This is a genomic window from Microbacterium sp. SWDP-B6 (genome assembly GCF_059803615.1).
The window spans coordinates 99,123-110,412 of sequence record NZ_JAPFGV010000011.1 but is presented as its reverse complement, the minus strand read 5'-3'; the positions used below and the strand labels follow the sequence as shown (position 1 = coordinate 110,412).

The window sequence follows — 11,290 nt, the reverse complement described above, 5'->3', positions numbered from 1 at the left end:
GTGCCGCGCGGCACGACGGTGACGCCGAGCACAGGCAGTCAGCCCGCGCTGGCAGGCTGAGAGCTCGTCAGCGGTAGTCGCGGTCGCGGTGCTGTGCGGCCTCGTCTCCTGAGGTCACGCGCTCGGCCTCTCTGGCGCGCAGCTCGACGCGGCGGATCTTGCCCGAGATCGTCTTGGGCAGCTCGGGAACGAACTCGATGATCCGCACCCAGAGGTGTGACGACAGGCGGTCGTGGGCGTAGGCGAAGATCGAGCGGGCGGCGTCGGCTTCGGCGCCGACCGCGTCGGGGTGCAGGCACACGTACGCCTTCGGAACCGAGAGTCGCGTCGGGTCGGGGCTCGGGATCACCGCCGCCTCGATCACGAGGTCGTGCTCCAGCAGCACCGATTCGAGCTCGAACGGCGAGATCTTGTAGTCGGAGGCCTTGAACACGTCGTCCGCCCGGCCGATGTAGGTCAGGTATCCGTCGGCATCCCGCTGGGCGATGTCTCCGGTGTGATGGAAGCCGCCGACGCGGGATTCGGCCGTCTTCTCCGGATCGTCGTAGTACCCGGCCATGAGCCCGACCGGAGGGTGGGCCAGGTCGAGCGCGATCTCGCCCTCGTGCTCGGCGATCTCTCCGGTGGCGGGGTCGAGCAGCACGACCGGGTACCCGGGCAACGGGCGTCCCATGGAGCCGACCTTCACGACCTGACCGGGGGAGTTGCCCACACAAGCCGTCATCTCGGTCTGCCCGAAGCCGTCGCGGATCGTGCCGCCCCACGCCGCGCGCACCCGGTCGATGACCTCGGGGTTCAGCGGCTCGCCCGCTCCGACCAGCTCCCGCGGCGGGTGGGTGAGTCGCGCGAGGTCGGCCTGAATCAGCATCCGCCACACCGTCGGCGGAGCGCAGAACGTGGAGACGTGGTGGGTGTCCATGACCTGCATCAGGGTGTTCGCGTCGAACCGGTCGTAGTTGTAGACGAACACCGTCGCCTCGGCGAGGAACGGCGAGTAGAAGCTCGACCACGCATGCTTCGCCCAGCCGGGTGACGAGATGTTGAGGTGCACGTCATCGGGTCGCACGCCCAGCCACCACATGGTCGACAGGTGTCCGACGGGATACGAGACGTGTGTGTGCTGCACGAGCTTCGGGCGGCTGGTCGTGCCGCTCGTGAAGTAGAGCAGGGCCGTGTCGTCGGCCGGTGTGGCGGCGTCGGGCTCGAAGGCCGCAGGGGCGTCGGACGAGCCGTCGAAGCGCGTCCATTCGGCGGGGATGCCGTCGCCCACACCGATGCGCAGCACGTCGGCGTCGATGTCGGCGATGCGCTCGGCGAGGCTGCCGAGCGTGACGATCGCGCGCGCTCGGCCGTGCTCGACGCGGTAGGCGAGGTCGGATGCCGAGAGCAGGGTCGACGTCGGGATCGACACCGCGCCGATCTTGGTGATGGCGAGCATCACCTCCCACAGCTCGATGGTGTTGCCGAGCATCACGATGACGTGGTCGCCTCGTCGGATGCCGAGGCCGGTCAGCCAGGCCGCGACCTGATCCGAGCGGGCCGACAGCTCTCCGTATGTCCACGACTCGAGACTGAGATCGGCCGAGACGATCTGCACGGCCGGGCGGTCGGGCGTCTCGCCCGCGATGACGTCGAACCACTCGAGCGCGAAGTTGAACTCCGTGGGCGTCGGCCAGACGAACCCGTCTCGCGCCGCCGCGTAGTCGGTGGCATTCGCGAAGAGGAAGTCGCGCATCTCTCTGATCGCGGACGTGGCTGCGGTGGCGCTGCGGCTCATTCTGGGCTCCCTTGCTCGGCAGACGTGTCCATCCTCGCCCACGATCCGCTCAGCGCGCGAGCAGGCCGGCGCCGTCGCGGAGCTCGAACACCAGCTGCGTCTCGGTGCCGCGGACGACGGGGTGGATCGTGATGTGCTCGAGCACGATGTCGCGCAGGGCGGTGGCATCCTGCACCGCGACGTGCACGAGGAAGTCGTCGACGCCCGCGACGTGGAACACCTGCAGCACCCGCGGGATGGCCGCCAGCGCGTCGAAGAGCGCGGTGACCTTGGGGCCCGTGTGATTCGCGAGGCGCACCTTGATGATCGCCTGCAGAGGCAGTCCGAGAGCCGATCCGTCGACGCGGATCCGGGTGTCGCGGATGATCCCGCGCTCGCGCAGCGCGCGCACGCGGTGGGCGCATGTCGACTCGGCGAGACCCAGCCCGTGCGCGAGCGCCTTGTTCGTGACCTCGGCGTCGCGGGTGAGCACGGCGAGGATCTCGAGATCGATCTCGTCGAGCTGTGCTTTCGCCAAGGCCCGCACCTCCTGGTATCGCTTCCTTGCTCAGAATATCGAGAACGAGCCAGAATCCGATGGATGCTGTCGAATCTCTGCGCATCCATCGTGCTTCGGGCAACGTGGCAGGCATGACTGCACCGTTGCATCCAGACACCGTCGCCGTGCACAGCGGCCGCTCAGACCTCGAGGCACTGGGAGTCCACGCACTGCCGATCGACCTGTCGACGACCAACCCGCTGCCCGACATCAAGCGCGGTGGGGACTCGTACGAGGCGATGGCGACGGGTGGGCGTCCGCCCGCCGACGGCAGCATGGTCTACGCGCGGCTCTGGAACCCCACCGTGGGGCGGTTCGAAGACGCCCTCGCCGAGCTCGAGCACGCCGAGGCCGCCGTCGCCTTCGCATCGGGCATGGCGGCGATGACCGCGGTGATCCTCGCGCACGGCCCCGCAGCGGGGAAGAACCACGTCGTGGCGGTGCGTCCCCTCTACGGCGGCACCGATCACCTGCTCGGCTCCGGCCTGCTGGGTGTGGAGACCACCTATTGCCACCCTGCCGAGGTCGCCGCATCGATCCGTCCGGACACGGGACTCGTGGTGGTGGAGACTCCCGCCAATCCGACGCTCGAGATCGCCGACATCGCCGCCGTGGTGGCGCAGGCGGGAGTCGTGCCGGTGGTCGTCGACAACACCTTCGCGACGCCCGTGCTGCAGAATCCCCTCGACCACGGTGCGGCGATGTCGCTGCACAGCGCCACGAAGTACCTCGGCGGACACGGCGACGTGATCGCGGGCGTGGTGGCCTGCGACGAGCAGACCGCGGAGGCGCTCCGCCGTGTGCGTGCCGTGACCGGCGGTCTGCTGCATCCGCTCGGCGCTTACCTGCTGCACCGTGGGCTCGCGACCCTCCCCGTGCGCATGCGCGCGCAGCAGGAGAGCGCTCGCCGCATCGTGCAGTGGCTGATCGACCGCCCCGAGATCGCCGAGGTGTTCTATCCCGGACTCGACGACGACCCGCAGGGCGTCATCCGGCGTCAGATGCGGGGCACCGGGGCCATGATCGCGATGCGGATGCAGGGCGGGTATGCCGCGGCATCCGCCGTCACCTCATCGACGTCGCTGTTCACCCACGCCGTCTCGCTGGGCGGGGTCGATTCGCTGATCCAGCATCCGGCCGCGCTCACGCACCGGCCCGTGCCGGCGGAAGCGCGCCCCGACGCCGATGTGCTGCGACTGTCGATCGGTCTCGAGAACGTCGACGACCTGATCGCCGACCTCGCGCAGGCATTCGCTGCACTGTCGCGGGTGGAGGGCGCCGTGGCATCCGGCCGTCCGTGGGCGTGAGGTCGCGACGTTTGTCGAACAGCTACAAGGAACTGAGTCTCACTATGAACGGGATCTAGTTCCGAGGAGCAAACCTGTGCGAATCCTGAGAACCCGCCCATACACTCGCCGGTGGCAACGACGCCACTGACCCCGGGAGTCCTCAATGACGAGTGCAAAGCCCCACGCGCACGGAATCGGAATGCGCATAGCCGTGATCGTGCTCAGCCTGCTGCTGGCCGCGATGGTGATCCTGTTCTTCCTGACCACGGGCAAGATCGCGGCCGGTGCCGCGGAACTCGCCGACGGCACCACCACCGCACGAGACGGCTCGGCCGACCTCGCCGCAGGTGCGGGTGATCTCTCTGCGGGCGCCGACGAGCTCGCCGCCGGCACGGAGCAGCTCGCGGCGGGAGCGACGAGCGCCCACGTCGGCTCCGAGAAGGTCGCCACGGGTGCGCAGAGCGCGTCCACCGGCGCCGCCGCGCTCGCCGTAGGTGCCGACACTCTCGCGATCGGCGCCTCGAACGCCGCGTCCGGGGCTGCTCGGCTGAGCGCCGGAGCACTGTCGGCGCTCACAGGCGCCGAGCGTCTCGAATCGGGACTCACGACGGCGGATGCCGGTGTGCAGTCTGCGCTCGACGGTGCGCAGAAGGTCTCGGCCGGTGCGCAGCAGATCGACTCAGGAGCCCGGGCCGCACTCGACGGCGCTCAGCAGGTGGCCGCGGGAACGCAGCAGGTCGACGGCGGAGCCCAGTCGCTGGTCGACGGCGCTCAGGACCTCACGACGGGCGCGCTGCAGGTCGACGCGGGCGCCCAGTCGGTGCTCGACGGGGCGACGAATCTCGCTGCCGGGGTCGCCGGCGCGCATCAGGTCGCGGGGCAGGTGCTCGGCGGGGCGAACCAGCTCAGCTCGACGATCACCGGCGCCGTGACGCCGCAGCTTCAGGCGCTCGCCAGCCCGGAGAACGCCGCGGCGATCATCGAGGCGGCCAACGGTGCCCCCGCGAACGCGCAGCAGCTGGCCGATGCGCTCTCCCAGCTCGCTGCGGCAGACCCGACGAACGCGCAGATGCAGCAGCTCGCTGCTCTCGCCGCCGGAGTGGATGCTCAGGTCGACGGAATCGCCGGAGCGGCCGCCGCGGCACCCGTGCTCGCGCAGGGGACGATCCAGGCCGCCGCCGGAGCGCAGCTGGTCGCCGGCGGTGCGAATGCGCTGGTCAACGGCGATGCGGCGCAGGGATGGCCGGGAACGGTCGCGCTGGCAGACCCGACCGCAGGGGCCCCGGCATTCGTCGTGGGGGTGCAGCAGCTGAAGGCCGGCACTTCCGGTCTCGCCGCCGGCGCCTCGACGCTCGAGTCCGGTGTGGGCACGCTCAAGGCAGGCGCCTCAGCGGTATCCGCCGGTGCGTTGAAGCTCGCCGACGGCGTGCAGCCACTGAGCGACGGAGCCTCGCAGCTTTCGGGAGGCGCGCTCGCGCTGGCCACGGGACTGCAGCCTCTGAAGGCGGGCACCGCAGAGCTGTGGGCCGGCGCGGATCGGCTCGCCGCTGGTCTCGACACTCTCGCCGATGGCGCCGTGTCGCTGCAGGACGGTTCGGCGCGACTCAGCGCCGGTGCGGCCAGCCTCGACGAGGGCGCGACCGCGCTGGCCGAGGGCACCGAGACGCTGAAGGTCGGTGCGTCAGACCTGAGCACCGGCGTCGGCGAGCTCTCCGAGGGTGCTGCCACTGTGGCCGAAGGCACCGGCGAACTGGCGGAGGGCGGTGACAAGCTCGAGGCGGGTGCATCGGAACTCGCAGACGGCAACGGCCTGATCGCCGACGGCTCCGGCACGCTCGCGACCGCGACGGCGGGCGCTGCGCCGTCGATGCTGCCCTGGATGCTCGTCGTCACGCTGGCAGGACTCATCGCGGTCGGCTTCTGGATCGGCCACCGCGTCAGTCACCGTCGGAACGTCTGAGCGGCATCCCGGACTGACGCCGCACGCATCGAAGGAGACCTCTCGTTCCGAAGGACCCGATCCGCACGATCGTCCTTCGATACGGGAGATCTCCTTCCGCGCGCGTGAGACGCAGGGCGAGAGGATGCCGGAGCCTGGCTCTACGGCAGGCGGATCGTGCCTGTGGCGATCCGCTCCGTCGGCATCCGATCGCGGTTGTAGGTGATCTCGTCGTACCCGTGAGGGGTCGGCGTGCCGTCCTCGTCGAGGCTCACGAACACGATCTTCTCGATCGTGAGGATGCGCTTGCGGGTGATCATGTTGCGGGCGACCGCGCGCATGGTCAGCGAGGTGGTGCCGAAGTGGGTCGCCTGCAGCCCGATCTCGATCAGGTCGCCCTGCACGGCTGAGGCCTCGAAGTTGATCTCCGAGATGTGCTTGGTCACCGCGCGGTAGTTGCCCAGCTGCACGATCGCATAGATCGCGGCCTCCTCGTCGATCCACTTGAGCAGGCTGCCGCCGAACAGCGATCCGTTCGCGTTCAGGTCCTCCGGCTTCACCCATTTGCGGGTGCGGAAGTTGATGCCGTCTTCGGACCACTGCCACTCGGGTGTCTGCTGTTTCGCCATGCTTCGAGGGTAGGAGCATCGTGAGTCGGTGGTGTTACGCGTGCACATCCGTGCATGTCGACGGTCGCTCAGTCCCGAGTCGCTCTGCCTCGGGTCGCTCTGCCTCCGGCGGATCTGCCGAGGGCGGATTCGGTTCCGAACGGACTCGACACGGCGGATGCTGAGGCCATGAGCGAAGAGACCCCCATCCCGCACTTCGGACCCGAGGCCAGGCGAGCGCTGTTCCACGAACGCGTGCTCGTGCTCGACGGCGCCCTCGACGACGACAACGGCACGCTGCTGATGACGCAGCTGCTCACCCTCTCGGCCGAGGATCCGACGACCGACATCGCCCTGTGGATCCACTCGCCCGGCGGCTCCGTGCCGTCGATGCTCGCGATCCGCGACCTCATGACGCTGGTGCCGAACGACGTGTCGACCCTCGCGCTCGGACTCGCGTGCAGCGCCGGGCAGTTCCTGCTCTCGGCGGGCGCGAAGGGCAAGCGCAGGGCGCTGCCCCACGCGCGCATCCTCATGCATCAGGGTTCCGCCGGCATCGGCGGGTCGGCGGGCGAGCTCGAGACCCAGGCAGACGACCTGCGGCACATGCGCGACACGGTGCTCGGGCTGATCGCCGCCGACACCGGGCAGCCCGTGGATCGCATCTTCGAGGACTCGCTGCACGACCGCTGGTACACCGCAGAGCAGGCGAAGGACTACGGGTTCATCGATGAGGTCCTCGACTCGCTCGCCGGCCTCATGCCCCGTCGCCGGGCCCGCGTCGGGCTGGGGGCGAGCGCATGAGCGGCTACACGATCCCGAACGTCATCGCGCAGCATCCGCGCGGCGAACGCGTGATGGACGTCTACTCGCATCTGCTCGCCGAACGGGTCATCTATCTCGGCACCGGCATCGACGCGGGAGTGGCAAACGCCCTCATCGCGCAGCTGCTGCACCTCGACGCCGACAGTCAGGACGCGGGCGTGCAGTTCTACATCAACAGTGAAGGCGGCGACCCGGGGGCGGCGCTGGCGATCTACGACACGATGCAGCACATCCGCCCCTCGGTCGCGACGACCTGCGTCGGGCAGGCGATCGGACCCGCCGCACTTCTCGTCGCCGCCGGAGCGCCGGGTCAGCGGGCCGCGCTCGCCCACGCACGCATCGTGCTGCATCAGCCGGCGGGCCAGTCGCGGGGGGCCATTCCCGACCTCATCCTCGCGGCCGACGAGGTCGTGCGCGTGCGGGCGGACATGGAGGCGATCCTCGCCAGGCACAGTGGGCGCTCGCTGAGCGAGCTGCGCGCCGACACCGACCGGGATCGCGTCTTCACGGCATCCGCCGCTCTCGACTACGGGCTGATCGACACCGTTTTGGGGGAGCGGGCCGTCTGACCCGATGCCCGGCCGTCTGCAGGATCGAAGCACGGATGCGGGGTGATTCTGCCGATCTGTTCCTGCAGACGTGCCGTGGTCCTGCAGACGGGCCAAGGACACGGGCCGGGGCCGAAGATCTGGCCGACGCCCCGGCCCGAAGACCCCGGCCGGGGATCCCGCGATGGCTCAGGCGGCGAGGGCGAAGGCCCCGCGTGCGGCCGAGACGGCAGCGGATGCCGGAGCGGCCGTCACCTGACGCAGCTCGTCGGCCACGGCGCTCGTCAGCTCGATCAGCGAGGTGTCGAGGGCTCCGGCGATCGCCGCGATCATCTCACTCGACGGTTCTTTGAGTCCGCGTTCGACCTCCGAGAGGTACTGCGGCGACACCCCGGCATTCTCGGCCGTCTCGGTCAGCGTCTCATCGCGGTCATGTCGTCGCCGCCGCAGCTGGTCGCCGAGCATCTGTCGCCACAGCGGTTCGGGCTCGCTGGGGCGAGGGCGGGAAGGACGAGGTGCACGGGAGAACGGGACGAGGTCGGCCATGCCTCACGATATGCCGCCGTCGTGCGCGGGTTCGAGCGGTTCTGCTCAGAGCAGAACCGTCGCGCTCAGGCCTCGGTGCGCTCCGGCGACACGGTCTCGGGCTCGGCGACGGCCGCGTCCGTCGCCGCCCAGCTCGCCAGCATCCGCAGCTTGTCGGCCGACGGTGTGCCCGGCTCTGCCGTGTACGTCGACATCTGCAGCCCGGCGTCGGCGGGCAGCTCGAACGCCTCGTAGGTCAGCTCCATCTCGCCCACGACCGGGTGGTTGATGCGCTTGACGCCGCTGCGATGGAAGCGCACGTTGTGAGCGGCCCACAGGGTGCGGAAGCGCTCGCTGCGCGTCGACAGCTCTCCCACGAGATCGGTGAGCTTGCGGTCGTAGGGGTTTCGTCCGGCTTCGCCGCGCATCGCCGCGACGAGCTCCTGGGTGTTGCGCTCCCACTCGGGGTAGAACTCCTGGGCGGCCGGATTGAGGAACGCGAATCGCGCGCTGTTCGGCACCGGAGTCGTGAAGAGCGGCGAGTAGAGAGCGCGGCCGAGCGCATTGGCGGCCAGGTAGTCGAAGTAGTTGTTGCGCACGATCGCCGGCGCCTCGGTCATCGCATCGAGCAGGCGCAGGATGCTGGGGCGCAGCGTCTCGACCTTCTTGCGAGGCGTGCGGGCGACCGGCGACGCATTCGCCGCGCGCGCGAGGTCGAACAGGTGCGCCGTCTCGGCCTCGTCGAGCTGCAGGGCGCGGGCGAGCGCGTCGAGCACGCTGTCGGAGACGCCGGACAGATCGCCTCGCTCGAGTCGCGTGTAGTAGTCGACGCTGACGCCGGCGAGCAGCGACACCTCTTCTCGGCGGAGCCCCGGCACCCTGCGGTTGCCGCCGAATGCGGGCAGGCCGGCCTGGTCGGGGGTGATGCGTGCGCGCCTCGTGGAGAGGAACTCGCGCACCTCGCTGCGGGTGTCCATGTCATCGACGGTACGCGCCCTCGCGCTGTCGAGGGAGGTTCTGGCAGTACCGCGAACGCTGACCGGCGTCGCCTTCAGAGCGCGGCGGCGACGCCGGGCAGCAGCTTCGTGAGGATCGTGCCGAGCTGCTCCCGCTCGTCGGCGGTCAGGGGATCGAGGATCAGCTCGCGGATCTGCGCCACATGAACGGGCGCCGCCGCACGGAGCAGCTCGCGACCGGCATCCGTCAGCGCTGCCGTCAGCGTGCGCTTGTCGGTGCTGCATGAGGTGCGCGTCACCCAGCCGAGATGCTCGAGCGAGTCGATCGCGTGGCTGAGGCGCGAGCGGCTGAGTCCGGCGATCTGGGCGAGCTCGGTCATGGGGATCGCGCGGTCTAACTGACCTGCCAGCGTCACGAGGATCGCGTAGTGCGAGTGCTTGAGTCCGGTCTCGGCCTTCAGAGTGCGGTCGAGCACCTGCGGCAGCAGCTGGACGAACCGGATGGTCGGCAGCCACGTCTGCATCTCGTCGTCGTCGAGTCGCCGATCGCTCATCGTGCCTGCCTCCCTCACGGCCGCCGCCATCACGCGGCGGAGAGGTCGAGCGTGTGCGAGGTGTGATCGCGCTTGGCCTCGAGGTAGCGGTGGTTCGCGTCCGAGAGGTGCACGCCGGTGCGCACCTGCTCGGTGACGCGGATGCCGAGCGCCTCGAGCTGCGCAGCCTTGTCGGGGTTGTTGCTCAGCAGGCGGATGCCGTCGACGCCGACCGCCTGCAGCATCTGTGCGGCGATCGTGTAGTCGCGTTCGTCCTCGCCGCGACCGAGAGCCACGTTCGCCTCATAGGTGTCGAGCCCTGCATCCTGCAGCGCGTACGCATCGAGCTTGGCGTAGAGACCGATGCCCCGCCCCTCCTGGCGCAGGTAGAGAAGGAACCCGCCCTCGTCGGCGATGCGCTCGACGGCCTCCCGCAGCTGAGGGCCGCAGTCGCAGCGCTCCGAGCCGAACACGTCTCCGGTCAGGCATTCGCTGTGCGGGCGCACGAGGGGTGCGTCGCCGCCGTCGGCCGCCCGCTCCATGGCCGCGCTCCAGTCTCCGAGCCCGAGCAGCAGGTGCTCGCGGCCGTCGATCAGACCGTCGAAGGTGACGACATCCGCCGTGGTGGAGAATCCGTCGGCGAAGCGCATCGGCACGCGCACTCGCGTCCGCTCGGTGGCGACCGGAACGACGGTTGAAGTTTCAATCATGTCGGGTGCAACGCGCCGACGTCGCCGATATTCCCGTGAGTGACTACTCGTTCGGGCGGCGCCGCACGGGCGTGAGCTCACTGGCCAGTATGCCGAGCACGACGAGCGCGCCGCCGATCAGAGCGGCGAGGGGCAGGCGCTCGCCGGCGATGCGCCCGATCACGGCGGCCCAGACCGGCTCGCCCGCGTAGATGATCGTGGCGCGGGTCGGCGAGACGGACTTCTGGGCCCAGTTCATCGTGAGCTGGATGATGCAGCTCGCCGCCCCGAGCCCGACCGCGCAGCCGACCCAGATCCAGGAGAACTCCGGCAGTCCCTCGCCGACGAGGGGCATGGTCAGAATGCCGAGTGCGCCCGCGGTGAGGAGCTGGACGATCGTGATCCGGCCGAGGTCGATCCTCCCGGCGAAGACGCTGATCAGGATGATCTCGGCCGCGATCGGCAACGTGCTGACGAGCGTCAGGATCTCACCGGATCCGAGGGTGAGCGCGAAGGCGTCGGGGCCTGCGATGAACAGCAGGCCGAGGAACGCGAGAGCGGCGCCCACGAAGGCCATAGCGGGCGGGCGCTTGCGGAACACGGCCCACTGCGCGAGCGGCACGAGCGGGATGTACATGGCTGTGATGAACGCCGACGTGCTCGAGTCGATGGTCTGCAGCCCGACGGTCTGCAGCCCGTATCCGAGGTAGATCATCACGCCGATCGCGACGCCGGCGCCGATGTCGCGCCAGCGCATGCCTCGCAGCGCCCGGCGGAAGATGACGACGCTGATCAGACCGGCGATCAGGAACCGGATGCCGACGAAGAACCACGGCCCCGAGTGCTGCATCGCCCAGTGCACGAGCAGGAACGTGCTGCCCCATACCGCGGTGACGGCGATGAGGGCGATCTCCTGCCGACGCAGGCTCATGAAGCGGAGTCGAGTGGACATGCTGTCCTTTCTCGATGGGCCGGCTCGAGCCTAGCGCCGTGCGCACCCCCGTTCCGAATCGTGAGAACAGCCCGATATGACGACGGAATACGGCAAGGTGCGTGATTCGAA

The 11,290-nt window shown here is 69.6% G+C and carries 12 protein-coding genes; 4 read left to right on the top strand and 8 right to left on the bottom strand.

From position 1 onward, the window contains the following. Positions 1-67: 67 nt before the first annotated feature. Both OPU70_RS14015 and OPU70_RS14010 read right to left on the bottom strand, forming a co-directional pair. Complete coding sequence (locus OPU70_RS14015; protein ID WP_498558056.1) at positions 68-1,777, bottom strand: AMP-binding protein; 1,710 nt, start codon at positions 1,775-1,777, stop codon at positions 68-70. Positions 1,778-1,826: 49 nt separating this feature from the next. Then, the gene (locus tag OPU70_RS14010) at positions 1,827-2,303 is read right to left on the bottom strand and encodes an Lrp/AsnC family transcriptional regulator (protein WP_042540462.1); all 477 of its coding nucleotides are present in this window, start codon (positions 2,301-2,303) and stop codon (positions 1,827-1,829) included. A gap of 104 nt (positions 2,304-2,407) precedes the next feature. On the opposite strand from OPU70_RS14010, the gene OPU70_RS14005 reads away from it, so the two are divergent. Together OPU70_RS14005 and OPU70_RS14000 are read left to right on the top strand one after the other, a co-directional pair. Further along, positions 2,408-3,622 carry a trans-sulfuration enzyme family protein gene (locus tag OPU70_RS14005; protein WP_498558058.1) on the top strand — a complete coding sequence of 405 codons (1,215 nt, stop codon included), beginning with the start codon at positions 2,408-2,410 and terminating at the stop codon, positions 3,620-3,622. Positions 3,623-3,767: 145 nt separating this feature from the next. Continuing rightward, positions 3,768-5,564, top strand: a complete 1,797-nt coding sequence (locus OPU70_RS14000; RefSeq protein WP_498558055.1) for a hypothetical protein — start codon at positions 3,768-3,770, stop codon at positions 5,562-5,564. A 140-nt stretch (positions 5,565-5,704) separates the two neighbouring features. On the opposite strand, the gene OPU70_RS13995 is transcribed toward OPU70_RS14000, so the two are convergent. Then, positions 5,705-6,172, bottom strand: coding sequence for an acyl-CoA thioesterase (locus tag OPU70_RS13995; protein WP_082041096.1), 468 nt, complete (start codon positions 6,170-6,172; stop codon positions 5,705-5,707). Between the two features lie 168 nt (positions 6,173-6,340). Here OPU70_RS13995 and OPU70_RS13990 point away from each other — a divergent pair, with 168 nt between their 5' ends. Continuing rightward, a complete protein-coding gene (locus OPU70_RS13990) occupies positions 6,341-6,955 on the top strand; it encodes a ClpP family protease (protein WP_498558054.1) in 615 nt (204 codons plus the stop codon). Further along, positions 6,952-7,545, top strand: a complete 594-nt coding sequence (locus tag OPU70_RS13985; RefSeq protein WP_309692169.1) for a ClpP family protease — start codon at positions 6,952-6,954, stop codon at positions 7,543-7,545. The genes OPU70_RS13990 and OPU70_RS13985 overlap by 4 nt, the downstream gene beginning before the upstream one ends. 168 nt (positions 7,546-7,713) lie before the next feature. Here the strand turns inward: OPU70_RS13985 and OPU70_RS13980 are convergent, their stop codons facing one another. From OPU70_RS13980 to OPU70_RS13960, 5 genes are all read right to left on the bottom strand, one after another. Further along, the gene (locus OPU70_RS13980) at positions 7,714-8,070 is read right to left on the bottom strand and encodes a helix-turn-helix domain-containing protein (RefSeq protein ID WP_079113797.1); all 357 of its coding nucleotides are present in this window, start codon (positions 8,068-8,070) and stop codon (positions 7,714-7,716) included. Positions 8,071-8,135: 65 nt separating this feature from the next. Further along, positions 8,136-9,026, bottom strand: a complete 891-nt coding sequence (locus OPU70_RS13975) for a helix-turn-helix transcriptional regulator (protein WP_498558053.1) — start codon at positions 9,024-9,026, stop codon at positions 8,136-8,138. 74 nt (positions 9,027-9,100) lie between these two features. Beyond that, positions 9,101-9,559 carry a MarR family winged helix-turn-helix transcriptional regulator gene (locus tag OPU70_RS13970; protein WP_079114088.1) on the bottom strand — a complete coding sequence of 153 codons (459 nt, stop codon included), beginning with the start codon at positions 9,557-9,559 and terminating at the stop codon, positions 9,101-9,103. Positions 9,560-9,588: 29 nt separating this feature from the next. Beyond that, positions 9,589-10,248 carry a GTP cyclohydrolase II gene (locus OPU70_RS13965; protein WP_079113795.1) on the bottom strand — a complete coding sequence of 220 codons (660 nt, stop codon included), beginning with the start codon at positions 10,246-10,248 and terminating at the stop codon, positions 9,589-9,591. Positions 10,249-10,291: 43 nt separating this feature from the next. Then, complete coding sequence (locus tag OPU70_RS13960; RefSeq protein ID WP_498558052.1) at positions 10,292-11,179, bottom strand: DMT family transporter; 888 nt, start codon at positions 11,177-11,179, stop codon at positions 10,292-10,294. Between the last annotated feature and the right edge of the window lie 111 nt (positions 11,180-11,290).

Bases quoted from the DNA above. Each gene is read 5' to 3' on its own strand.
- OPU70_RS13965 (WP_079113795.1), bottom strand. From the start codon at position 10,248: ATGATTGAAACTTCAACCGTCGTTCCGGTCGCCACCGAGCGGACGCGA.
- OPU70_RS13990 (WP_498558054.1), top strand. From the start codon at position 6,341: ATGAGCGAAGAGACCCCCATCCCGCACTTCGGACCCGAGGCCAGGCGA.
- OPU70_RS14005 (WP_498558058.1), top strand. From the start codon at position 2,408: ATGACTGCACCGTTGCATCCAGACACCGTCGCCGTGCACAGCGGCCGC.
- OPU70_RS13995 (WP_082041096.1), bottom strand. From the start codon at position 6,172: ATGGCGAAACAGCAGACACCCGAGTGGCAGTGGTCCGAAGACGGCATC.
- OPU70_RS13970 (WP_079114088.1), bottom strand. From the start codon at position 9,559: ATGAGCGATCGGCGACTCGACGACGACGAGATGCAGACGTGGCTGCCG.
- OPU70_RS14015 (WP_498558056.1), bottom strand. From the start codon at position 1,777: ATGAGCCGCAGCGCCACCGCAGCCACGTCCGCGATCAGAGAGATGCGC.
- OPU70_RS13960 (WP_498558052.1), bottom strand. From the start codon at position 11,179: ATGTCCACTCGACTCCGCTTCATGAGCCTGCGTCGGCAGGAGATCGCC.
- OPU70_RS13980 (WP_079113797.1), bottom strand. From the start codon at position 8,070: ATGGCCGACCTCGTCCCGTTCTCCCGTGCACCTCGTCCTTCCCGCCCT.
- OPU70_RS13975 (WP_498558053.1), bottom strand. From the start codon at position 9,026: ATGGACACCCGCAGCGAGGTGCGCGAGTTCCTCTCCACGAGGCGCGCA.
- OPU70_RS13985 (WP_309692169.1), top strand. From the start codon at position 6,952: ATGAGCGGCTACACGATCCCGAACGTCATCGCGCAGCATCCGCGCGGC.
- OPU70_RS14000 (WP_498558055.1), top strand. From the start codon at position 3,768: ATGACGAGTGCAAAGCCCCACGCGCACGGAATCGGAATGCGCATAGCC.